This is a genomic window from Sphingomonas sp. JC676 (assembly GCF_014489075.1).
Taxonomy (GTDB): Bacteria; Pseudomonadota; Alphaproteobacteria; order Sphingomonadales; family Sphingomonadaceae; genus Sphingomonas.
Window position 1 is genome coordinate 173,177 of sequence record NZ_JACTGR010000004.1, and the last position, 22,323, is coordinate 195,499.

The window sequence follows — 22,323 nt, forward strand, 5'->3', positions numbered from 1 at the left end:
ACTTTATTTCTTCTGCCACGCCCGCTGGCCGCCGACCCAGGTCTCGATCACCTGGGTGCCGCGCAGCTCGCTGGGGCCAGCGAGTAGCGGATCGCGATCGACGATCACGAAGTCCGCGCGCATGCCCGGCGCGAGATGGCCGATCTTGTCCTCGGCAAACCCGGCAAAAGCGGCACCGGTGGTGAAGCCGGCCCAGCCCTGTTCGCGCGTCACCGCCTCTTCGGGGCGCCAGCCTCCGAACGGCTGCATGTCGGCGTCCTGCCGGGTGAACGACGCCGCCCAGCCGGCCCAGGGATCGGGGCTTTCGACTGGATAGTCCGAACCGAAAGCGAGCTTGGCGCCGTTGCGAAGCATCGAGCGCCAGGCATAGGCGCCGCCCAGGCGATCGGAACCCAGTCGTGCCTCCGCCATCAGGCGGTCGCTGGTCTGGTGGACCGGCTGCATCGAGGCGATGATGCCGTATTTGCCGAAGCGTGGCAGATCCTTGGGATCGACGATCTGGGCATGCTCGATCCGCCAGCGGCGATCGTCCTTGTACGTGTCCGACAGCACCTCGATCGCGTCGAGCACCTGCTGGTTGGCGCGGTCGCCAATCGCATGGACCGCGATCTGGAAGCCGTCCATGCTCCCGCGCGTCATCATGTTGAGCAGCTGGTCGTCGCTAAGGAATCCCAGCCCCTTCTGCCCGGGTGCGTCGGCATAGTCGGCCTTGAGCCATGCGCCGCGCGAGCCGAGCGCGCCGTCGTCATAGAGCTTGATCCCGCCCATCCGCAGGCGATCGCCATACAGCCACGGCGTCGGTCCCTGGCCGGCTACGGCGAGCGCGGTCTCGACGCCGCTCGCATAGCTCATGATGCGGACCTTCAGGAGACCCAGGTCGCCCATGCGGCGATAGGTGTTCCAGTCGTCGACCGAGGTGCCCATGTCGGTGGTGGCGGTGATACCGAGCGAGAGCAGCCTGTCCTGCGCGGCGAGGAACGCGGCATTGCGCTCGCGCGGCGTTGCGCCGGGGACGACCTTGTCGATCAGCTTGGTGGCGCCGTCGACGAACACGCCTTCGGGCTTGCCGCCCGCGCTGCGTTCGATGCGCCCGCCTGCGGGATCCTTGGTCGCGGCGGTGACGCCGGCCAGCTCGATCGCACGGCTATTGGCCCAGCCGGCATGGCCGTCGACCCGCGCGAGCCAGACTGGGCGATCTGCGACGGCGGAATCGAGCTCGGCGGCGGTTGGGAAGCGGCCGAGCTTCCATTTCTCCTGGTTCCAGCCGCGACCGATCACCCACTTGTTTGGATACGCGGTGGCGTATTCGCGGATCTTGCCCAGTGCTTCCTGGAGCGAGGTCGTGGCGCTGAGATCGAGCAATTCGAGCTGTTCGCCCAGGCCCATGACATGGCCATGCGCGTCGATCATGCCGGGCAGCAGCGTCTTGCCGCCCATGTCGATCTTCCAGTCGAGCTTCTTGGGGCGCTTCTCGCCGCTCTTGAGCAACTGCGTCACCTTGCCGTCGCGGGCGATCAGCAGCCCGGTGAAGCGGATCACTTCGCCGCTCGTGGTCAGCGTCTCGCCGTTGACGTTTTCGACCAGCCCATCGGCATATGCGGCAGGGGCGAGGAGCAAGGCGGCGGCGATCAGCAGCCGCTTGGTGAGGTTCAGCATGGATTTGGGGCATAGGGCCTGTTCCAACGCCGCGCCAGATAGTCTAGGCCGCTCGCACCATGGCTACCAAGACCGTCCCAGCGACCGCTCCGCTCCCCGTGTCCATCCAGGATGTGCGCGAGGCTGCGAAGCGGATTAGAGGCGCGGTGGTCCGCACCCCCACGCTGGTGAGCAAGACGCTGTCGGAGCTGACCGGCGCGACGGTCTATCTCAAGTTCGAGAACCTCCAGTTCACCGCGGCCTATAAGGAGCGCGGCGCGCTCAACACCCTGCTCCAGCTCGACCAGGAAGCGCGCTCGAAGGGCGTCATCGCGGCATCGGCGGGCAATCACGCACAGGGCCTCGCCTATCACGCGACGCGGCTGGGCATCCCGAGCACGATCGTGATGCCGAAGAACACGCCGACGGTGAAGATCACCCAGACCGAAGGGCATGGCGCCAATGTGATCCTCGAAGGCGAGACCTTCGACGCGGCCTATGCCCATTCGCGACTGCTCGAGGCCGAGCATGGCTATACCTTCGTCCATCCGTTCGACGATCCGCGAATCATCGCGGGACAGGGGACCGCGGCGCTCGAGATGCTCGAGGACGTGCCGGAGATCGACACGCTGGTGATCCCGATCGGCGGCGGCGGGCTGATCTCGGGCTGCGCGGTTGTCGCCAAGGCGGCCGGGCATCCGATCGAAATCGTCGGGGTCGAGGCGGAGCTCTTCCCCTCGATGTACAACCGCATCCACCATACCAATATGCCGTGCGCGGGCGACACGCTCGCCGAAGGCATCGCGGTGAAGGAGCCCGGTGCGATCACCTCGAAGATGGTCGAGGCTTTGGTCGACGACATTGTGCTGGTGAGCGAGCGGCGGCTGGAGGAGGCGGTGAGCTTGCTCCTGCAGATCGAGAAGACCGTGGTCGAGGGCGCGGGCTCCGCCGGCCTGGCCGCCTTGCTCTCAGAGCCCGAGCGCTTCCGCGGCAAGGTGGTCGGCACGGTACTGTGCGGCGGCAATATCGACACGCGCCTGCTCGCCAACGTGCTGCTGCGCGACCTCGCCCGGTCGGGCCGGCTGGCGCGGCTGCGCATCCGGCTGCAGGACCGGCCGGGCGCGCTCTACAATGTCGCACGCATCTTCCACGAACAGGGCGTCAACATCATCGAGGTCTATCACCAGCGCGTCTTTACGACGCTGCCGGCCAAGGGCCTGATCACCGACATCGAATGCGAGACGCGCGACCGCAATCATCTCGACCGGCTGATCACGGCGCTCAGGCGCGCGCAATATGAAGTGAGCCAGGTCGAACTCGCCTGAGGCCTAAGTTTTCCACAGTTGCGAGCCGAAGCGAATCGCACGCGCGACGAACGGAGTCAGCGTGCGATTCACCTTTTCGCGCCCAGCGCCTATACTGTTGTCCGATCGAGGGATTTTTCCTCGCGGCGCGCCGCTTGCGGCCGCGGCTAAGTGCTGCATGCGCCACTGAATATTTCCAGCCGGCCGTTAACTCTCTTTCATGGTAAAGCGGCTTTTCATCATCATATTACCGCTTCATAGTCGTGTTCGAAGGCCAGTTCGGGCCAGTTGCGAGCAAGGGATGGACAAGCGGTGACTGCACTTTCCCGTTTCCCGAGATTCTTCGTCACCAGCCCCTCGCCTTGCCCGTATCTGCCCGGGCGCCAGGAGCGGAAAATCTTCACCGAGCTTTCGGGCCAGCACGCGGGCGAGCTCAACGACGCGCTGGGCCGCATCGGCTTTCGCCGCAGCCAGTCGGTCGCGTATCGCCCCAGCTGCGCGGGCTGCACCGCCTGCGTCTCGGTCCGGGTCGTCGGCGACGAATTCAAGCCCAACGCCACGCAGCGCAAGCTGCTCAAGCGCCATTCCGACCTTGAAGTGACCGCCTGCAAGCCTTGGGCGACCGAGGAGCAATATGCGCTGCTCCACCGCTATCTCTCTGCCCGCCACCCGGGCGGCGGCATGGCCGCGATGGACGAGAACGACTATGCCGACATGGTCGAACAGTCGCCGGTCAGCTCCTATGTCATCGAATATCGCGAGCCTTCGGTCGACGGAAAGCCCGGCCGCCTGGTCGGCGCGTGCATCACCGATCAGCAGGCCGATGGTCTTTCGATGATCTACAGCTTCTTCCTGGCCGACGAGGAAGGCCGGCCGGGGCTGGGCAATTTCATCATCATGGATCACATCCTGCGCGCGCGGAACGCGGGCCTGCCCTATGTCTATCTCGGCTATTGGGTGAAGGGCAGCGAGCGGATGGCGTACAAGACGCGCTTCCGGCCGATCGAAGTGCTGGGCCCGCATGGCTGGGCGCTGCTCGCCGATGACGACCAGGACGTGTCGATGCCGAGCCCCGTTCGTATCCGCGAATTGGCCTGACGCTTACTCTTCTCCGCCGAGCTGCTCGACGCTGAGATCGATGTCGAGTTCTTCCTCGCCCGATCCGATCCGGGTGCCCGCGATCGACGCGGCGCCATCGGCATCCAGCCCCACCGCGACGCGTACATAACTCTCGTCCGGCGAAAGGCCAGTGACGGGATCGAAGCCGACCCAGCCGATCCGCTCAACATGCGCTTCCGCCCAGCCATGCGGCGCGTGGTGCGTGGTGCCGTCGCCATGATAGCCCGAGATGTAGCGTGCCGGCGCGCCCAGGCTGCGCGCGGCGGCGATGAAAATCTGCGCGACGTCGCGCGAGGTCTTGGCCTTGCCGACGAACGCCGCCGCGGCGGTAGCGCCGCTGTCCGGCAGATCGTCGACGCGCGGGAAGCGGACGTGGAGCGCGGCATTGAGCCGGTGCAGCCGATCAAGTGCGTCGCGGGCATTGGCGGCGCTTTCCTGCGCGAAGGCGGTGATCGCTTCGCTCGGCAGCGTGCGCGGCGTGGTGCGCAAATAGAGCATCGGCGGCAGTGGTTCGCTCGATCCGCGCACCAGTCCGCTTGCGTCGTTGGTCAGCACTTCCCCCGTTACCGTCACGTCGAGCGCCTCAATCGGCCCCTCGGCGTAGAGCATCGTCACGGCATTGCCGAAGCCATCCACCGCGTCGCGCAGCCGCGCGTCGCAATCGACCCCGACCATCCAGCTCACTACCGTCTGATCCTGCGTGTCGCACGGCGTGAGCCGCAGCATCTGGACGATCCGTGCCTGGGGCTGGCTGAAGCGGTAGTGACTGCGATGATCGACCGCGATGCGCATCAGATAAACCTGAACTGGCGCGCGACGGCGTCGTTGAGCATCTCGTTCTCGGCGATGAATGCTTCCAGATATTCGTGCAGCCCGCTGACGATCACTTCGGACGTCCGCGTCTTCTGCATCCGTGCCATGCGAGCCCGCGCCATGCGATCGGCCTCGCCCTGGAGCCCGGTGCGTTTGGCGAGCTGGCTGAGCAGACCGACGGCCTCCTCGACACAGGCGGCAAGGCTGCGCGGCAGTTCGAACCGGCTGATCAGCAGGTCGATGACATTGGCCGGCTGGAGGCCCTCCGAATAGAGCCAACGATAGGCGGTGACCGCCGAGACGGTCTGGAGGATCGTCGTCCACTGGTCGCGATCGACGACGCCGCCCACCGGCTCGCCCGCGGGGAGGAGCAAGTGATATTTGACGTCGACCAGCCGCGCGGTGTTGTCCGCGCGCTCGACCGCGGCGCCGAGCTGGATCAGCAGGGTCGCCTCGTTGCGCATCATCCGGTGCGTCGCGCCTTCGAAGCCGCGGGTCTCGCCCTTGATCTGTTCGAGCAGGTTCAGCGTCTGCGTGGCGCCGCCGGTCGAGGCGCGGTTCTGGAACAGCCACCAGGCGCGGTTGATCGCGGTCCAGGCCTCGCGGGTGAGCGCGGTGCGCACCGCGCGGGCGTTGTTGCGCGCCTTTTCAAGGCAGCGGACGATCGAGCCCGGGTTCGTAGCGTCGAGCGTCAGGAAGCGCGCGACATGCTGCTGGGTGACGCTCTGACCGGTCGCCGCGAACGCTTCCTCTGTATAGCTGACCGCGAGCGCGCTCTGCCACGCGGCCTCACCGGCGGGGCGGGCGGAAAGCGCGTCGAGGCGGATCGTCGCTTCGACCAGGCGGGCGACGAAATCGGCACGCTCGACATAGCGGCCGAGCCAGTAGAGCGCCGATGCGGTGCGCGAGAGCATTAGCATGACGGCACTCCCAATCCTCCCCGAGCTTGGCTCGGGGAGGGGGATCGCCGCTGAAAGCGGTGGTGGAGGGACGACGGGCGAAGGCCGCCACCGTCCGCTGTGCGGTCGGTCCCCCTACCTGAGCGAGCTCGGGGAGGATTTTTGCGGACCGCCATCACGACGTCATTCCCTGGCTCTGGGACTGGGACTGGGCGGTCCCGTCGTCCATCAGCACGAAGCTGTCCTTGGTGCCGCCGCCCTGACTGGAATTGACCACGAGCGAACCCGCTTGGAGCGCGACGCGGGTCAGGCCGCCGGGGGCGACGCGGACACCGTCGCTGCCGGTCAGCACGAACGGGCGGAAATCGACATGGCGCGGGGCGAGCCCGGCCTCGGTCAGCGTCGGCACGGTGGACAGCGCCAACGTCGGCTGAGCGATGTAGCAATGCGGCTTGGCGATCAGCGCCGCGCGGAAATCCTCGATCTGCTGTCGGGTCGCGGTGGGGCCGACCAACATGCCGTAGCCGCCCGATCCGTCGACGAGCTTGACCACCAGCTCGGGCAGATGATCGAGCACATATTTGAGCGACTGCGGCTCGCGACAGCGGAAGGTCTCGACATTGGGTAGCTTGGCTTCGCCCCCCGAATAAAAGCGAACGATCTCGGGCATATAGCTGTAGATCGCCTTGTCGTCGGCAATGCCGTTGCCCGGCGCGTTGAGGATCGCGACATTGCCGGCGCGATAGGCGGCGATCAGCCCGGGCACGCCCAGCATCGAATCCGGGCGGAAGGTGAGCGGATCCAGATAGTCGTCGTCGATCCGGCGATAGATCACGTCGACGCGGACGCGCCCGCCGATCGTCTGCATCCAGACGATGTCATCGTCGACGACCAGGTCGGCCGCCTCGACCAGCTCGACGCCCATCGAATCCGCGAGGAAGCTGTGCTCGTAATAGGCCGAGTTGAAATGGCCGGGGGTCAGTACGACGCAGACCGGCTTGGCCTTGTTGCCCGGCGCTACCGACCGCATCGTCGCCAGCAGCATGTCCGGATAGCTGTCCACCGGCGCGACCCGAAAATCGCGGAACAGCTCGGGGCACAGGCGGATCATCGCCTCGCGATTTTCGAGCATGTACGACACGCCGGAGGGCGTGCGGGCATTGTCCTCGAGCACATAGAATTCGTCGGGGCCGACACGGACCAGGTCGATGCCGCAGATATGCGCCCACACTCCGTGCGGCGGGCGGATGCCGTCGACTTCGGGGCGGAACTGGTCGTTGTTGTAGACCAGCTCGGGAGGGATGATTCCCTCGGCGAGGATGCGGCGCTTGCCGTAGATATCCTCGAGGAAGGCGTTGATCGCCTCGACGCGCTGGACCAGCCCTTCGCTCAGCCGCTGCCATTCGCTTTGCAGGAAGATGCGCGGGACGATGTCGAACGGGATGATGCGCTCGGCGGCGTCGCTGTCGCCATAGACGGCGAAGGTGATGCCCAATTGGCGGAACGCGGCTTCGGCGGATTGCTGGCGGCGATGGAGTTCGGCCGAAGGCGTGTCGGCCACCCACTGCGATAGTGCCGCAAATTCGGGACGGGGGTCTTCGGGCCCGCCATGTCCCCAGATCTCGTCGAACGCCCCTGCTGCCATCAACGCTCCCAAGCGCCGGAGTGCCCGGCTGGTTCCATGCTGCAACGCTTTGCTGCGTCGCACAAGGGGGGCGCTAAGGTGTCAGCTCGCGTATTTTACGCTGCAGCCATAGGGCCGCGTTTCGGTCACCGAGACGGGCTTGCCGGCTTTGATCTCGCCGAGCGCTGCGAGAACATGATTGCGCGCCTTGGCGATATCGGCCGTGTCCGCCGTCGCGCGGTCGTCGATCCCGCCCTTGTAGACCAGCCGGCCACTCGCATCGATGATATACATGTGCGGCGTGGTCTTCGCGCCATAGACCTTGCCGATCAGCCCCTTGGGATCGAGCACATAGGTCGCGGGCTTCGCCTTCTGGCCGGCGACGAACTTCTGCGCCTCGGCTCCGGTCATGTAGCCCTGCTTGCCCGGCGCGCCCGAGTTGACCGTCAGCCATACCACGCCCTGTGCGGCGGCGGCGGCCTGGGTCTTCTGCATGTTGCCGCTGTTATAGTGCTTCTGCACGAAGGGGCAGCCGGGATTGTTCCATTCGAGCACGACGGTCTTGCCGCGATATTGCGAGAGGTCGACCACCTTGCCGTGCATGTCCATCGCGCGGAAATTGGGGACCGCGCTCGCGATCTCTGGCTCGGCGGCGAGCGATGCCGCGGCGGCGATTACAGCGGCCGTTGCCAGGCCGGCCAACATCCAGCGCTTCATCCGACGTCTCCTTTCTCAGCCTCCGTTAGCAAGGTCGCGCAGCATCGCCTGGGTCAGGATCTGGGGCAGGACTCGCGGCGCCGCCTCGCCCGGTTTGTACCATAGATAGAGCGGAACGCCTGCACGATTGTGCCGTTCGATGAACCGGCCGAGCGCGGGATCGCCGTTGGTCCAGTCGCCAACGAGCACCGCGACCTTGCCGTCGGCCAACGCCTTCGTCACCGCCTCGGTCTCGATTACGCCCTTCTCGTTGACCTTGCAGGTGAGGCACCAGTCGGCGGTGAAATAGGCGAAGACCGGGCGGCCCTGCGCCGTGAGTTCGGCGAGGCGGGCTTCGCTGAACGGCTCCGCGCCCGAGACGGTCTTGGGCCCGGCGTCGGCGGGAGCGGGGTGGACCAGCGCCGTCGCGCCAAGCGCGATCAGGGCGAGCGGCACGGCCGGCAGCCACGCGCGCGCAAGGCCGCGCATCTGCCGCATGCCCCACCACCACAGCCCGAAGGATGCGAGCAGCGATGCGGCGAGCCCGATCGCCATGCCGTCGACCCCGGCCTGGCGCCCGAGCACCCAGGCGAGCGCCAGCGCGGTCAGGAACATCGGCACCGAAAGCACGCGGCGGAGCGTCGCCATCCACGCGCCGGGCTTGGGCAGCATGCGGCGGAAGGCGGGAACGAAGCCGAGCAGCAGGAAGGGAAGGGCGATGCCCAGCCCCAGGCCTCCGAACACCGCCAGCGCGGCGGGCCAGGGCAGGATCAGCGCCGCGCCCAGCGCCGATGCCATGAACGGGCCGGTGCACGGCGTCGCGATGAATGCCGCGAGCGCACCCGTCGCGAAGGCGCCGCCGGTGCCCTTCGATGCGGCACGGTTGACGAAGCCGGGCGCGTTGATCTCGAACAGTCCGGCGAGGTTGAGCGCGATCGCGGTGACGAGCAGCAGCAGGATCAGGATCACGCGCGGGTCTTGGAGCTGGAACGCCCAGCCGACGGTCGCGCCGCCCGCGCGCACCGCCAGCAATATGCCGCCCAGCGCCAGGCAGACTGCGACGACCCCGGCGGTATAGGCCAAAGCCTCGCCGCGCGGATTGCCCTCGCCGTGATTGGCCTTGGCGAGGCTGAGTGCCTTGAGGCTCAGGATCGGGAAGACGCAGGGCATGATGTTGAGGATCAGCCCGCCGAGCACGGCGCCCGCGAATGCGATCAGCGCCGCGCTCCAGGGAACACCCGCCGGCGCCTCCTTGGCGGCCGCCACCTTGCCGGGAACCGCGCTCACCGAGAAGCCGCGCGTGCCAAAGGCGAGCACGCCCTCAATCGGTCCTACGGCGCGCTTGCCGACGGTCTCGATCACCACCCGATCGCCGTCGCGCATCACCTTTTGCGGCGCGGCATAGTCGAGGACGCCATCGGTCGCGGTGAAGAAATAGCCATCGCCTTCCGCGGCGGCGCTCGCCGGATAGGGCACGGCGATGCGGAAGCTTTTGTTCTCGACCTGATAGGTGCCCTGGCTCCCCAGCGGTTTCGGCAGCGCAGAGCGCCAACCGTCGAACTGCGCGCGGCGCGTGGCGGTGACGCTCCCGTCGCCGATCTGCAGCGTGAGCGCGAGCTCGGCCTTTTCGGGCACGCAGATCGCATCGGTGCAGACCAGATAGTCGAGCTTCACCCTGACCGGCAGCGCGCCCTTCGCGTCCGTCGGCACCTTGAGCGTCACCAAAGGTGCGAAGGGACCTTCATAGACATAGTTCATGAGGCCGGCGATCAGCAACCGCTGCGGGACGGGATAGCGCAGCGGCCCGGCGATCGCGCCTTGGGGCAGCGTCCATGCGGCACGTGCGGGCAGGCCCGCATCGCCGGGATTGAGCCAATAGGCGTGCCAGCCCTTTTCGGGCACCGAGGCGAAGGCGAGCGTGACATCGCTGCCGGGCGCAGGGTGATCGGTCTCGGCGATCAGCGCGATGCGGACGTGCGGACCCGGTCCAACCGGTTGTGCGGCGGCGGATGCGATCCCCAATGCGAGGAGAATCGACATCAAAGCGAAACGAAGCCAAGCCATGGGGCCTCCTTGCTCAGCTTGCGTCGTTGGACAATAGCTGGGTGCATTCTTTCCTCGCGCCGGAGCCGGCTCCATGAAGTTCGCGTCCACTTTCGCCGCTGCAATCGCCCTGTTCGCCGCCGCGCCGTCGTTCGCGCAGGAAAGCGCGCCGCCCGCCCCGCGCCCGGCGCCCAAGCTGGTGGTGGTGATCTCGGTCGACCAGTTCTCGGCCGATCTCTTCGCCGAATATCGCGCGCGCTACACCCAGGGCTTTGCGCGGCTGCTGTCGGGCGCGGTGTTCCCGGCTGGCTATCAGAGCCATGCCGCGACCGAGACCTGCCCGGGCCATTCGACGATCCTGACCGGCGACCATCCCTCGCGCACCGGCATCATCGCCAATGACTGGACCGACTTCAACACCGCGCGCACCGACAAGACGGTCTATTGTGCCGAGGACGAGAGCGTCCCGGGCAGCGACTCGAACAACTTCACCGTCTCCGACAAGCATCTGAAGGTGCCGACGTTGGGTGAGTGGATGAAGCTCGCCGATCCCCAGTCGCGCGTCGTCTCGGTCGCGGGCAAGGACCGCGCTGCGGTGATGATGGGCGGCCACAAGGTCGACGAGCTCTGGTGGTGGAACGGCAAGGCGTTCGTCTCCTATGCCGGCCGCGCCGAGCCGGCGATGGTCACCAAGATGAACGCGAACACCACGGCGCGCATCGCCGAGGCGCAGGAGCCGCTCGATCTCCCGGCCTTCTGCCAGGCGCGCAGCCGGGCGATTCCGATCGGCGGCGGCAAGACCGTGGGCGACGGCCGCTTCGCGCGTCCCGCCGGCGATACGCGGCTGTTCCGCGCTTCGCCCGAGTTCGACGACGCCATCCTCGCGCTCGGCGCGGGCATCGCCACCGACATGAAGCTGGGCCAGGGCGCGCATACCGACCTGCTGATCCTCGGCGCCTCGGCCACCGACTATGTTGGCCATACCTATGGCACCGAGGGCAGCGAGATGTGCCTCCAGATGTATTCGCTCGACCAGACCCTGGGCCGGCTGTTCGCCGTGCTCGACAGGACCGGGGTGGACTATGCGGTTGTGCTGACCGCCGATCATGGCGGCCACGATTTGCCCGAGCGCAACCGCGAGCATGCCGCGCCGATGGCCGAGCGGATCGATCCGGCGCTCAACCCTTTCGCGATGGGCAAGGATATCGGCGCGAAGATGGGGCTGCCCGGGCGGGTGCTCGGCGGCAGCGCAGCGGGCGACATCTATATCGATCCCAAGCTCACCAAGGCGCAGCGCGACGCGGTGCAGGCCGAGGTGATCAAGCGCTATTCGGCGCACCCGCAGGTGCAGGCGATCTTTACCCGCGCCCAAATCGCGGCGACTGCACCCGCGAAAACCCCGCCCGAGACCTGGACCTTGCTCGAGCGCGCGCGCGCTTCCTATGATCCGCAGCATTCGGGCGATCTGGTTGCGGCGCTCAAGCCCCGCATCACGCCGATCGCCGATCCCACCAAGGGAACGGTCGCGACGCATGGCAGCTTCTGGGACTATGACCGCCGCGTGCCGATCCTGTTCTGGCAGAAGGGCATGACTGGGTTCGAGCAGCCGCTGTCGGTGGAGACGGTCGACATCGCGCCGACGCTCGCGGCGCTGATCCATGTGCCGGTGCCAGTGGAGATCGACGGCCGCTGCCTCGATCTCGACGCGGGCACGGGCGACACCTGCAAGTAAGGGTCGGGCCGGTGGACCTCGCAATCCGGCGCGTGATCCTGTTCACGCCCAACTTTGAGCCGATGCTGGCCTTCTACCGCGACCGGCTGGGCCTCGCCCTGCGCGAGCAGAGCGACGGCTGGGCCGATTTCGATGCGGGCGGATGCCGTCTCGCGCTGCACGAGGCAAGGATCGACTCGGCCGAGGGGCCGCACAAGATCGCCTTCTATGCGGAGGATGTCGCCGCCGCGCGCGAAGCGCTTGTCGCGAAGGGCGTCACGACGATGGGCAAGATCCACATCTTCGGCGACTTGCAGCTGTGCGACGGGCAGGATCCCGACGGCAACTGGTTCCAGCTGTCGAATCGACCCTGAAAGCCCGCAGCGCCTAGGGGGCTCCTGCGGAAGCAGGAGCCCAGGGTCCCAAACGGTTCGCTCGCCATCCTAGGCTCCTGCTTTCGCAGGAGCACGGTGCTGGTTCAGCGCCGGCGCTCGAAGGGGCGGATGCCGGGCCCCAGCTTGTTGTTCGACAGCACGATGTTGCTGCCGCTCAGGTCGGCGACGAACGCAGGATTGCCCGGCGCGCCGGGCCCCATGGTGGCGGAATTGTCCTCCACTCGCAGCCCTTCGGCGGAATAGGTACGGCCCTCGGCTGCGACCACGATCAGGCCGGAATAATTCTCCTTGCCCTTGCCCTGGACGAAGGTGTTGCGGGCGATCAGCCCGGTGCCGCCCTCGGACAGGTCGATCATATAGTTGGTCTTGCGGCCCTTGCTGTCGTCGAAGCTGTTGCCGGTGATCGTCACGCGCGGCGCGCGCAGCTTGACGTAATGGCCGCCATTGCCGCGCTCGAACCGCGAGCGGGTGATCGTCACCTGGCCGTCGAGCCCGAGATAGATCGAATGGGCGCAGTCCGGCGTCTCGTCGCACTGGCCGAGCCCGGCAAAGGTCGATCGATCGATCGTGATGTTGCGCACCGTCTCATGTCCGCCGCCGAGGATGCCTTCCTGGCTGTCGAGGAACATCGAGTTGGTGACGGTGAGGTCGCCCATCTCGATGCGGATGCCCGCGCCGTTGCCGTCGTCGACGCGCATCCCGCGGAAGACGATACCGTCGACCACCGACCCGCGCCCGCGCAGCACGAACGCCGCCTTGCCCTCGCAGGTCTCCTTCTCGAACACCGCGGTGCCGGGCTGGACCGCCTTGTAGGTGATCTTGCCCCCGGTCTGGACCGTGCAGTCGTGATAGACGCCCGGGGCGATCAGGATCGTCGCGGTGCCGTCGCGGATCGCGGTCACCGCGTCGTCGAGATGGGCATAGGTCTGACCGGTCTCGGCGACGGTGAAGGGAGCGCGCTGCTGTGCGGCAGCGGGCGTGGCGGCGAGGGCGATCAATAGGATGGGCAGGCGCATTGCTTGGATATGCACGATCGGCGTTAAAAATCCTCCCCGAGCTTGTCTCGGGGAGACCGCTCGCAAAGCGAGTGGTGGAGGGGCGGCGGTGGAGCACCGCCGTCTGCGACGGGCTTCTCCACCATTCTTCGGATGGTCCCCCTCCCCCAGCAAGCTGGGGAAGGATTGATCAGCGCAGCGTCTTGATGATCCCCGAGAAATCGAGCCCGGCGCCCTCGCCATCGACGAACGCTTGATAGAGCTCGGCCGCGCGCTTGCCCATCGGCGTGTCGGCGCCGACGCTCTCCGCCGCTTCCATCGCCAGCTTGAGGTCCTTGAGCATCAGCGGCGCGGCGAACCCGCCCTGATAGTCGCGATCCGCCGGCGTCTCGGGGCCCACGCCGGGGACCGGGCAATAGCTCGTCATCGACCAACTCTGGCCCGAACTGACCGAGGAGATGTCGTAGAATTTCTGAAGATCGAGCCCGAGCTTCTCGGCGAGCACGAAGGCCTCGCAGGTCGCGATCATCTCGGCGCCGAGCAGCATGTTGTTGCAGATCTTCGCGGCCTGGCCCGCGCCGCCCGCGCCGGCATGGATCACGGTCTTGCCCATGTCGGACAGAAAAGGCTCGGCGCGTTCGAACGCTGCGACGCTGCCGCCGACCATGAAGGTGAGCGTGCCTGCATTGGCCGCAGCGATCCCGCCTGAGACCGGCGCGTCGACCGCCATCAGCCCCCGCGCGGCGGCCGCCTCGGCGACACGTCGCGCGGTATCGACGTCGATCGTCGAGCAGTCGATCAGGATCGCACCCGGCTCGGCATGGTCGAACACGCTGTCGGTATAGACCGCCTCGACGTGGCGGCCGGCGGGCAGCATTGTCACGATCGCCTCGGCGCCAGCGATCGCCTCTTCGGCGGTGGCGGCGGGCAGGCAGCCGGCCTTCTTCGCCTTGTCGAGCGCTTCGGCCGACAGATCGAAGGCGCGGACGTCATGACCATTCTTGGCCAGGTTCGCGGCCATGCCGCCGCCCATATTGCCGAGCCCGATAAATGCTACGCGTGCCACTGTGCTGTCCTCTTCCTAAATACGTCATCCCAGCGAAGGCCGGGATCCAGAGTCCGAAGCGACACGGCCGAGAAACCCTGGGCCCCGGCTTTCGCCGGGGTGACGAGACTATTTGCCCGTCCAGTTTCCCGGGCGTTTCTCGACAAAGGCGGCCATGCCTTCCTTCTGGTCCTCGGTGCCAAACAGGCCGTGGAACAGCCGCCGCTCGAAGGTCACGCCCTGCCCGAGCATGGTCTCGAAGGCGGCGTTGACCATCTCCTTGTTGGCCAGCACCGCGAGCGGCGCCATGCCGGCGATCTGGGTCGCCGTCTTGATCGCTTCCTCGACCAGATCGGTGGCGGGAACGATGCGGCTGACCAGGCCGGCGCGCTCGGCTTCCTCGGCGTCCATCATCCGGCCGGTCAGGCACATCTCCATCGCCTTGGCCTTGCCCACCGCGCGGGTAAGCCGCTGCGAACCGCCCATGCCCGGCGAGACGCCGAGCTTGATCTCGGGTTGGCCGAACTTGGCGCTGTCCGCCGCCAGGATGAAGTCGCACATCATCGCCAGCTCGCAGCCGCCGCCCAGCGCATAGCCGGAGACCGCGGCGATGATCGGCTTGCGCGTCCCAGTGAACCGCTCCCACCCGGCGAAGAAGTTGCTGGCATACATGCTGGCAAAGCCCTGCGCCTGCATCTCCTTGATGTCGGCACCGGCGGCGAACGCCTTCTCGCTGCCGGTCAGCACCGCGCAGCCCTGGCTCGGATCGGCGTCGAACGCGGCCATCGCGTCGAGCAGTTCGCCCAGCACCTGGCTGTTGAGCGCGTTGAGCGCCTGGGGCCGGTTCAGCGTTACCAGCGTGACGGCACCGCGCTGTTCGACGAGAATGGTTTCGTAGGTCATGCTGGCTCCCATTGCTGGCCATCCGGCAGCGGTGCGAAAATCTGGTCGATCACGTGGTCCGTAACGCTTTCGGGTGCCGCGGGCGACCAGCGTGGCGCATTGTCCTTGTCGACGATCACCGCTCGGACGCCCTCGGCGAAATCAGGGCGCTGGACGACGCGGCTGGCAACGGCGAACTCCTGGCGCATCTCGTCCTCGAAGCTTGGCATGCGCCGGCCCTGGCGGACGAGATGGAGCGATACCTTCATCGCCTGGGGCGATTTGGTGCGGAGCGTTGCGCGTTGCTCGTTCGCCCAGTCGCCGCCATCGGCTTCGAGCGCGGCAAGGATTTCCTCCAGCGTGTCGCCTGCGAAAAGGCGATCGATATCGTCGCGATGCGCGGCGATCTTCGCGCCCGGCGTAGGGGCGGAAAGCGAGACGAGGATCGATTCGATCGTCTGGGGCTGGGCGGCAATCCGCGCCTTGGCTTCGTCGAGTTTCTCTGTCGACAGGAAATGCGTGGCGAGGCCGAGCGCCAGGCATTCGCCGCCATCGAGCCGCGCGCCGGTGAGCGCGATAAATTCGCCGAGATGGCCGGGCAGGCGTGAAAGGTACCAGCCGCCGCCGACGTCCGGGAACAGGCCGATCCCCGTCTCGGGCATGGCGAAGCGGGTATTCTCGGTCGCGACGCGGCATTTCGCCGGCATCGAGATGCCGACCCCGCCGCCCATCGTGATGCCGTCCATGAACGCGACCACCGGCTTGGCACACGTGAACAGCCGGTGGTTCATCTGGTACTCGACGCGGAAGAATTCCCGAGCGGCCTTGCCGTCGGTGGCGCCGCTTTCCGCGATCATGCGGATATCGCCGCCGGCGCAGAAGCCGCGACCCTCGGCGTGGTCGATCAGCACCGCTTCGACTGCAGGATCGGCGCGCCATTTGCCGAGCGCGTCGAGCATCGCCGCGCACATGGCGGTGTTGAGCGCGTGGAGGGCCTTGGGGCGGTTGAGCCGGATGCGGCCCACGCGACCTTCCGCAAAAGTCAGCACGTCGTCCGTCATGCGCCGTGCTCCTGCGAAAGCAGGAGCCCAGGGTCGCGGGCGCGTCGCTTGTGGCTCTGGGCTCCTGCTTTCGCAGGAACGCTTAAACGGTTCAGGGTCACTGGCGGGTCAGCTCCCGGCCGACAATCATGCGCATCACCTGGTTGGTGCCCTCTAGGATCGAATGGACGCGCAGGTCCCGCCAGAAGCGCTCGATTGGATAATCCTGCAGATAGCCATAGCCACCATGGAGCTGGAGCGCCTGATCGACCACTTTCGATCCCGTGTCCGTGGCGAAGCGCTTTGCCATTGCGGCGAAGCGCGTCTTGTCGGGCGCGTTGGCGGTCACCTTGGCCGCGGCGAGATAGAGCAAAGCGCGCGCGGCCTGGAGTTCGGTATCCATGTCGGCCAGCGTGAACTGAGTGTTCTGGAAATCGGCGATCGCGGTGCCGAACTGTTTGCGGTCCTTGGTGTATTGGATCGCCTCGTCGAGGCAGCGCTGCGCGCCGCCCAGCGAGCAGGCGCCGATGTTGAGCCGCCCGCCGTCGAGACCCATCATCGCGATGCGGAAGCCCTCGCCCTCGGCGCCCACCAGATTCTCCACCGGCACGCGTACGTCCTCGAGGATCACTGCCGCGGTCGGCTGCGAATGCCAGCCGAGCTTCTTCTCCTGTGCGCCGAAGCTGACCCCGGGCATGTCCTTCTCGATCACCAGGCACGAAATGCCCTTGGGGCCTTCCTCGCCGGTGCGGACCATCACGACATAGACTTCGTTCTCGCCACCGCCCGAGATAAACTGCTTGGAGCCGGTGACAACATAATGGTCGCCGTCCCTGATCGCGCGCGTCTTGAGCGCGGCGGCGTCCGAGCCGGAGCTAGGCTCGGTGAGGCAATAGCTGGCGATCCGGTCCATCGTGATCAGCGACGGCAGATACTTGTCCTTCACTGCTTTGCTGCCGAACCGGTCGATCATCCAGCTCGCCATGTTGTGGATCGAGATGAACGCGCTGGTCGACGGGCAGCCATAGGCCATCGCCTCCATGATCAGCGCCGATTCGAGCCGCCCCAGGCCGATGCCACCACTCTCTTCCGAGACGTAGATCGAGGCGAAGCCCAGCTCCGCCGCGGCGCGGATCGTGTCGCGCGGGAAGATGTGCTTCTCGTCCCACTCGCCGGCATGAGGCGTGATCGCATCCGCGGTGAATTTGCGCGCCATCTCCTGGATGGCGAGCTGGTCGTCGGTGAGTTCGAACTGGGTCATCGATTCTTCTCGTGGAGGACGCGCTGGGCGAAGAGCGCGTTGGTGTAAGTCAGGTTGCCGCGCGGATCGGAAAAGGGCGGGTCGGCGTGCTTTTCCTGGGCGAGCAGCTCGGTGAGCGTGCCGTCGGCCGAAGGCGTGTCGGGTTGGGCGGTGTGGATCGGATCGGCAAAGGCTTCGTCGGCGGTGACGATCTCCCAGCCGTCCTTGCGCAGCGCCTCGACCAGATCGGGCAGGAACAGAGAGGCGAGATCGGTCTCGTGCATCAGCATGACATGGATCGGCGAGCGGCCGATCGCCTTGACCATCAGCGCGTCGGCGAAATCGGCGGCCTCCAGATGCGTCATGATGTAGAATTTGCGCAGCGCGTCCATGTCGACCGCCTTGCCGGCCTTTACCGCCGCGATCGCGAGGTCCTCCGTGTTCCAGTCGGAGCCCGAAGCGGTGACATAGCCGTCCTGCAGCCCGCGCGCCTTGAGCGCGGCACGTACCGCGTCGCGCTTCACCTCGTCGGTGCCGCCTTCGTGCAGATAGGGATAGCGGAACCACGGGCGGTATCCGGGCCGGCCCTTGAGCCAGGTCTCCGCTTTGTCGATCTCGGCGACGAACGCATTCGCGTCGATCGTCTCAAGGCCTTTGTGTGCATAGCTGTGATCGCCGATCACATGCCCCGCGCGGACATAGGCATCGATGTGCGCAACCCCGTTCACGCCGTCGCCGCTGCCGATCTGGCCCGGATTGACGAAGAAGGCGGCCTGTTTGACCCCGGCCTTCTGCAGGCCCGCGATCAGCTTCTCGGTGCGCTCGTCGGGCGTGAGGAACGGACCGCGGCTACGCGGGACATCGTCGAAGGTCAGCGCGATTCGCTTCTGCGCTTGCGCCACGGGCACCGCGAGCAGCAGCAGCGCCGGCAGCAGCCGCGCCAGGATCCAGAATAGTCGGGACAAGTTTGTCTCCTCGGGGCCTCTCGATCGCGCCAATAGACGCTGGCGCGGCGGAGCGCCATAACCGCGCACGATGACGTGGCTGCTGCTATTCGACACGGCGTTTCGCCTGCTCTCGGCGGGGCAGCTTCTGCTGATCGCGCTGGTGGTCGGGCGCAGCATGGCGCCGGCGAGAATCCGCAGCGCGACGGTGCTGCTGCTGGTCTGCGTCGCCGCCTATCTCGCCAATGTCGCGCCGACGCTGCACATGCAGCAATCGCGGCTGTGGCCGGTGATTCAGCTCGCCTCGCAATCGGCGCCTCTGGCGCTCTGGCTGTTCGCACACCGCATCTTCGAGCGGCCGATCGACCGGCGGTTGGGCCTGGCCGCGGTGGCCGTCTCGCTGCTCTGCTGGGGCGCGTTCGTCTATTCCCAATATGTGAGCCATGCATGGCCGGCGATCGCCGACGGCGCGATGCACCTGACCTCGCTGTTGCTCGCCTGCCACGCGATCGTCATCGCCATTGCCGAGCGTGGCGACGACCTGCTCGAGAAACGACGCATGTTCCGCACCGGATTCGTCGTGCTCGTCGGTTTCCAGACGCTGGGAATCGTCGTGGCGGAGACCTGGTACGGCGCGGAGCGCGGGTTCACTTGGCTGATGCTGCTGCAGTCGGGGACGACGCTGATCACGGTGATGGCGTTTGGCGCGGTGATGCTCTCCGCCAACGCCGAATTGCTGTTCGATGCCCAGGCCTCGCCCGCCGCGAGATCGGGACTGTCTCCGGGCGAGCATGTCCTCAAGCTCAAGCTCGATGCGGCGATGGCCGGCGGGCTGCACCGCAGTTCCGGCCTGACTATCGGCGTGCTGGCGGAGAAATTGGGCGTGCCGGAGCATCGCCTGCGCGCGCTGATCAACCAACGGATGGGCTATCGCAACTTCTCGGCCTTCCTCAACGCACACCGTATAGCCGACGCGCGCGCCTGGCTGGGCGATCCCGCCAAGGTCGCTCTGCCGGTGCTCACCATCGCGATGGATCTGGGCTATGGCAGCCTTGCGCCGTTCAACCGCGCCTTCCGTGACGCCACGGGACAGACCCCTAGCGAATATCGCCGCTCCGCGATCCTCGATCCCGAAAAAGGCTGATCGATTCCGGAATCGCTTGGAGTTTTGCAGGCGCGGCGAGACGGCGTGGGCGGTCTCGAAGAAGTTCCTCCCGCAACCGAGTGAGGATTCTAGATGCTGGACTGGATCGAGATGCTGGCCGCGCATGGCGCGCATGCCTTCACGATGGAATTGTCGCGCTATCTGATCGCGGCCGGCGTGATGACGCTCGTGCTGTGGGCCGGCGCGCGCTGGACCGCGTCGCGCCGTATCCAGAATCGCAAGCCTGGCCTGCCCGATCGCCGGCGCGAGATGCTTAATTCGCTGATGTCCGTCGCGATCTTCGCGGTGTGGGGCATGGTGACGCTGGCGCTCAACAAGGCCGGTATCATCCATCTCGCCTTTGCCGCGCCGCCGCTCTGGTTGGCGGCGCTCGAGTTCATCGGCATCGTGCTGGTCCACGACGCTTATTTCTACTGGATGCATCGCGGGCTCCATAGCCGCGCGATGTTCCGCCGGGCGCATCTGACTCACCATCTTTCGCGCACGCCGACGCCCTGGGCGGCGTACAGCTTCGCGCCGATCGAGGGGGTCTTCGAAGGCATGTTCCTGCCGCTCTTCCTGCTCTTCGTACCGATGCACGGCATCGTCGTGCTCGCCTTCCTCATCCACCAGATCGCGCGCAACGTGATCGGCCATTCGGGGCACGAACTGGCCTGGCCAGGCTTCACCCGCAGCCCGTTCACCGGCTGGCTGACCACGACCACGCATCACGACCTGCATCACAGCCAGGGCAGCTATAATTTCGGCCTCTACTTCACCTGGTGGGACCGGTGGATGGGCACCGAGCATCCGCGCTATCACGAGGCGTTCGAGACGGCGGCGGTGGCATGGCGGGGCGAACGTGGGCCCGCCAAGGCCTGAGCAACCTCAGGCAGCGGCCACCAGTTCGATCTCGATCAGCCAGTCCGGGTCCAGCGTCTGCGCCACCAGCGCGATCGTCGGGATGCGGCGCTCGCCCAACGCGGAACACCGCGCCCGAGCATTGGCATCGGCATAAGCGGCGTCGCGCATATAGCTGGTCAGCCGGACGATATTGTCGGTGGTCATGCCCGCGCTCGCCAGGATCGCGCGGATATTGTTCCAGACCAGCTCGAGCTGCTCGTCGATCGTCTTGCCCGGCACCCCGGCGGAATCGAGGCCCATGGTGCCGCTGACGAACAGCCAGCGCTCGGCGCCACGGACCTCCATCGCATGGATCCAGTCCGAATCGGTGGCGTAGACGCCCTCGGTCGGATTGCGCGGGATTAGCTCCACCGGCTCACCCCATGGTCGGGATGACGAAGGCGTTGGCGGCATCGCCGACTCCGCCGTCGGGCCAGCGCTGGGTGATGGTCTTGACCTTGGTCCAGAACTTCACGCCTTCCATGCCGTGCTGGTTGGTGTCGCCGAACGCCGAGCGCTTCCAGCCGCCAAAGGTATGATAGGCGACAGGCACCGGGATCGGCACGTTGATGCCGACCATCCCGACATTGACCCGCGCGGCGAACTCGCGCGCGGCATGGCCATTGCGGGTGAAGATCGCGACGCCGTTGCCGTACTGATGCTCGCTCGGAAGCCGCAGCGCGGTCTCGAAATCGGGGGCGCGGACGATCTGCAGGACCGGCCCGAAAATCTCTTCCTTGTACGCCTGCATGTCAGGGGTGACACGGTCGAACAGGCTCGGCCCGATGAAGAAGCCCTGCTCATGGCCCTGGAGCTGGAAGCCGCGTCCGTCGACCACCAGCTCGGCGCCTTCGTCGACGCCAGTCTGGATCCAGTTCTCCACCCGCTGCTTGTGCGCGGCGTTCACCACCGGGCCGTAATGCGCATCATTGTCCGTCGAGACGCCGACCCGCAGCTTCTCGATCGCGGGGATCAGCTTTGCGCGGAGCGCATCGGCGGTCTTGTCGCCGACCGGCACCACCACCGGCAGCGCCATGCAGCGCTCGCCGGCCGAACCGAACGCGGCGCCCGAGAGATCGGCCACCACTTGGTCGAGATCGGCATCGGGCATGACGATGCCGTGATTCTTGGCGCCGCCCATCGCCTGGACGCGCTTTCCGGCCTCTACGCCGCGGCGATAGACATAATGCGCGATGTCGGACGAGCCGACGAAGCTCACCGCAGAGATCGCCGGATGATCGAGGATCGCGTCGACCATCTCCTTGTCGCCGTGCACGACCTGGAGGATGCCCTCCGGCAGTCCGGCTTCGCGGAACAGCTCGGCGAGGCGGACGGGTACGCTGGGGTCGCGCTCCGAGGGCTTGAGGAGGAAGGCGTTGCCGCAGGCGATCGCGACGCCCGACATCCACAAGGGGATCATCGCCGGGAAATTGAACGGAGTGATGCCCGCGCCGATGCCGAGCGGCTGGCGCATCGAATAGACGTCGATGCCGGGGCCCGCGCCTTGCGTATACTCGCCTTTCAGCACGTGCGGGATGCCGCAGGCGAATTCGATCACCTCAAGGCCGCGCTGGATGTCGCCCTTCGAGTCCGCGATCACCTTGCCATGTTCGGACGACAGCAGGTGCGCCAGCTCGTCCATGTTCTTCTCGACCAGCGCCTTGAAGTTGAACATCACGCGGGCGCGGCGCTGCGGGTTGGTCGCCGCCCAGGCCGGCTGCGCGGCCTGCGCGGCAGCCACCGCGCGATCCAGTTCGGCCTGGGTGCCAAGCTGCACCTGCGCCTGGACCTGGCCGGTGTTCGGATCGAACACGTCCGAGGTCCGGCTCGCCCCGCCGCCCGAATGGCCGACGATGAAATGATCGATGGTACGCATGCGCTCTCTCCTGGC

20 protein-coding genes are annotated in these 22,323 nt (G+C 66.7%); 6 read left to right on the plus strand and 14 right to left on the minus strand.

Translation table 11 applies throughout. The features are described 5' to 3' along the window. Positions 1-3 precede the first annotated feature (3 nt). Positions 4-1,656, minus strand: coding sequence for an amidohydrolase (locus IAG41_RS14240; protein ID WP_187729324.1), 1,653 nt, complete (start codon positions 1,654-1,656; stop codon positions 4-6). Between the two features lie 59 nt (positions 1,657-1,715). On the opposite strand from IAG41_RS14240, the gene IAG41_RS14245 reads away from it, so the two are divergent. Then, positions 1,716-2,960: a threonine ammonia-lyase gene (locus IAG41_RS14245; RefSeq protein WP_187729325.1), complete on the plus strand. Its 1,245-nt coding sequence runs from the start codon at positions 1,716-1,718 to the stop codon at positions 2,958-2,960. 291 nt (positions 2,961-3,251) lie between these two features. Further along, a complete protein-coding gene (locus tag IAG41_RS14250) occupies positions 3,252-4,037 on the plus strand; it encodes an arginyltransferase (RefSeq protein WP_187729326.1) in 786 nt (261 codons plus the stop codon). Positions 4,038-4,040: 3 nt separating this feature from the next. Here the strand turns inward: IAG41_RS14250 and IAG41_RS14255 are convergent, their stop codons facing one another. The 5 genes from IAG41_RS14255 to IAG41_RS14275 all read right to left on the minus strand — a co-directional run bounded on the left by IAG41_RS14255 (position 4,041) and on the right by IAG41_RS14275 (position 10,154). Next, complete coding sequence (locus tag IAG41_RS14255; RefSeq protein WP_187729327.1) at positions 4,041-4,850, minus strand: transglutaminase N-terminal domain-containing protein; 810 nt, start codon at positions 4,848-4,850, stop codon at positions 4,041-4,043. Beyond that, positions 4,850-5,785, minus strand: coding sequence for an alpha-E domain-containing protein (locus IAG41_RS14260; protein ID WP_187729681.1), 936 nt, complete (start codon positions 5,783-5,785; stop codon positions 4,850-4,852). The genes IAG41_RS14255 and IAG41_RS14260 overlap by 1 nt, the downstream gene beginning before the upstream one ends. Before the next feature lie 160 nt (positions 5,786-5,945). After that, positions 5,946-7,415 (minus strand): circularly permuted type 2 ATP-grasp protein, encoded by a 1,470-nt coding sequence (locus tag IAG41_RS14265; protein WP_187729328.1) that lies wholly within the window; start codon positions 7,413-7,415, stop codon positions 5,946-5,948. An 81-nt stretch (positions 7,416-7,496) separates the two neighbouring features. After that, entirely contained in the window at positions 7,497-8,111 is a 615-nt protein-coding gene (locus IAG41_RS14270) for a redoxin family protein (RefSeq protein ID WP_262408670.1), read from the minus strand. A 15-nt stretch (positions 8,112-8,126) separates the two neighbouring features. Continuing rightward, positions 8,127-10,154, minus strand: coding sequence for a protein-disulfide reductase DsbD family protein (locus tag IAG41_RS14275; RefSeq protein ID WP_187729329.1), 2,028 nt, complete (start codon positions 10,152-10,154; stop codon positions 8,127-8,129). Between the two features lie 73 nt (positions 10,155-10,227). On the opposite strand from IAG41_RS14275, the gene IAG41_RS14280 reads away from it, so the two are divergent. Both IAG41_RS14280 and IAG41_RS14285 read left to right on the plus strand, forming a co-directional pair. Next, the gene (locus IAG41_RS14280) at positions 10,228-11,865 is read left to right on the plus strand and encodes an alkaline phosphatase family protein (protein WP_187729330.1); all 1,638 of its coding nucleotides are present in this window, start codon (positions 10,228-10,230) and stop codon (positions 11,863-11,865) included. An 11-nt stretch (positions 11,866-11,876) separates the two neighbouring features. Continuing rightward, the gene (locus tag IAG41_RS14285; RefSeq protein ID WP_187729331.1) at positions 11,877-12,218 is read left to right on the plus strand and encodes a VOC family protein; all 342 of its coding nucleotides are present in this window, start codon (positions 11,877-11,879) and stop codon (positions 12,216-12,218) included. A gap of 104 nt (positions 12,219-12,322) precedes the next feature. Here the strand turns inward: IAG41_RS14285 and IAG41_RS14290 are convergent, their stop codons facing one another. The 6 genes from IAG41_RS14290 to IAG41_RS14315 all read right to left on the minus strand — a co-directional run bounded on the left by IAG41_RS14290 (position 12,323) and on the right by IAG41_RS14315 (position 18,406). Then, positions 12,323-13,255, minus strand: a complete 933-nt coding sequence (locus tag IAG41_RS14290; protein ID WP_187729332.1) for a right-handed parallel beta-helix repeat-containing protein — start codon at positions 13,253-13,255, stop codon at positions 12,323-12,325. Positions 13,256-13,424: 169 nt separating this feature from the next. Beyond that, entirely contained in the window at positions 13,425-14,300 is an 876-nt protein-coding gene (gene mmsB, locus IAG41_RS14295) for a 3-hydroxyisobutyrate dehydrogenase (RefSeq protein WP_187729333.1), read from the minus strand. A gap of 108 nt (positions 14,301-14,408) precedes the next feature. After that, complete coding sequence (locus IAG41_RS14300) at positions 14,409-15,182, minus strand: enoyl-CoA hydratase (protein WP_187729334.1); 774 nt, start codon at positions 15,180-15,182, stop codon at positions 14,409-14,411. Further along, positions 15,179-16,222: an enoyl-CoA hydratase/isomerase family protein gene (locus IAG41_RS14305; protein ID WP_187729335.1), complete on the minus strand. Its 1,044-nt coding sequence runs from the start codon at positions 16,220-16,222 to the stop codon at positions 15,179-15,181. The genes IAG41_RS14300 and IAG41_RS14305 overlap by 4 nt, the downstream gene beginning before the upstream one ends. Positions 16,223-16,319: 97 nt before the next feature. Continuing rightward, positions 16,320-17,462 carry an acyl-CoA dehydrogenase family protein gene (locus IAG41_RS14310; protein WP_187729336.1) on the minus strand — a complete coding sequence of 381 codons (1,143 nt, stop codon included), beginning with the start codon at positions 17,460-17,462 and terminating at the stop codon, positions 16,320-16,322. Then, positions 17,459-18,406: a polysaccharide deacetylase family protein gene (locus tag IAG41_RS14315; protein WP_262408671.1), complete on the minus strand. Its 948-nt coding sequence runs from the start codon at positions 18,404-18,406 to the stop codon at positions 17,459-17,461. Before IAG41_RS14315 ends, IAG41_RS14310 begins: the two co-directional genes overlap by 4 nt. Before the next feature lie 70 nt (positions 18,407-18,476). On the opposite strand from IAG41_RS14315, the gene IAG41_RS14320 reads away from it, so the two are divergent. Beyond that, complete coding sequence (locus IAG41_RS14320; protein WP_262408672.1) at positions 18,477-19,529, plus strand: AraC family transcriptional regulator; 1,053 nt, start codon at positions 18,477-18,479, stop codon at positions 19,527-19,529. A gap of 93 nt (positions 19,530-19,622) precedes the next feature. Then, positions 19,623-20,411, plus strand: coding sequence for a sterol desaturase family protein (locus tag IAG41_RS14325; RefSeq protein WP_262408673.1), 789 nt, complete (start codon positions 19,623-19,625; stop codon positions 20,409-20,411). A 6-nt stretch (positions 20,412-20,417) separates the two neighbouring features. Here IAG41_RS14325 and IAG41_RS14330 read toward each other — a convergent pair whose 3' ends face one another. Beyond that, positions 20,418-20,804 carry a RidA family protein gene (locus tag IAG41_RS14330; protein WP_187729339.1) on the minus strand — a complete coding sequence of 129 codons (387 nt, stop codon included), beginning with the start codon at positions 20,802-20,804 and terminating at the stop codon, positions 20,418-20,420. 4 nt (positions 20,805-20,808) lie between these two features. After that, positions 20,809-22,308 carry a CoA-acylating methylmalonate-semialdehyde dehydrogenase gene (locus IAG41_RS14335; protein WP_187729340.1) on the minus strand — a complete coding sequence of 500 codons (1,500 nt, stop codon included), beginning with the start codon at positions 22,306-22,308 and terminating at the stop codon, positions 20,809-20,811. Positions 22,309-22,323: the final 15 nt, after the last annotated feature.

Coding starts and splice junctions, on each gene's coding strand:
- IAG41_RS14240 (WP_187729324.1), bottom strand. CDS start 1,656: ATGCTGAACCTCACCAAGCGGCTGCTGATCGCCGCCGCCTTGCTCCTC.
- IAG41_RS14245 (WP_187729325.1), top strand. CDS start 1,716: ATGGCTACCAAGACCGTCCCAGCGACCGCTCCGCTCCCCGTGTCCATC.
- IAG41_RS14255 (WP_187729327.1), bottom strand. CDS start 4,850: ATGCGCATCGCGGTCGATCATCGCAGTCACTACCGCTTCAGCCAGCCC.
- IAG41_RS14260 (WP_187729681.1), bottom strand. CDS start 5,785: ATGCTCTCGCGCACCGCATCGGCGCTCTACTGGCTCGGCCGCTATGTC.
- IAG41_RS14265 (WP_187729328.1), bottom strand. CDS start 7,415: ATGGCAGCAGGGGCGTTCGACGAGATCTGGGGACATGGCGGGCCCGAA.
- IAG41_RS14270 (WP_262408670.1), bottom strand. CDS start 8,111: ATGAAGCGCTGGATGTTGGCCGGCCTGGCAACGGCCGCTGTAATCGCC.
- IAG41_RS14275 (WP_187729329.1), bottom strand. CDS start 10,154: ATGGCTTGGCTTCGTTTCGCTTTGATGTCGATTCTCCTCGCATTGGGG.
- IAG41_RS14280 (WP_187729330.1), top strand. CDS start 10,228: ATGAAGTTCGCGTCCACTTTCGCCGCTGCAATCGCCCTGTTCGCCGCC.
- IAG41_RS14290 (WP_187729332.1), bottom strand. CDS start 13,255: ATGCGCCTGCCCATCCTATTGATCGCCCTCGCCGCCACGCCCGCTGCC.
- IAG41_RS14300 (WP_187729334.1), bottom strand. CDS start 15,182: ATGACCTACGAAACCATTCTCGTCGAACAGCGCGGTGCCGTCACGCTG.
- IAG41_RS14305 (WP_187729335.1), bottom strand. CDS start 16,222: ATGACGGACGACGTGCTGACTTTTGCGGAAGGTCGCGTGGGCCGCATC.
- IAG41_RS14310 (WP_187729336.1), bottom strand. CDS start 17,462: ATGACCCAGTTCGAACTCACCGACGACCAGCTCGCCATCCAGGAGATG.
- IAG41_RS14320 (WP_262408672.1), top strand. CDS start 18,477: ATGACGTGGCTGCTGCTATTCGACACGGCGTTTCGCCTGCTCTCGGCG.
- IAG41_RS14325 (WP_262408673.1), top strand. CDS start 19,623: ATGCTGGACTGGATCGAGATGCTGGCCGCGCATGGCGCGCATGCCTTC.
- IAG41_RS14335 (WP_187729340.1), bottom strand. CDS start 22,308: ATGCGTACCATCGATCATTTCATCGTCGGCCATTCGGGCGGCGGGGCG.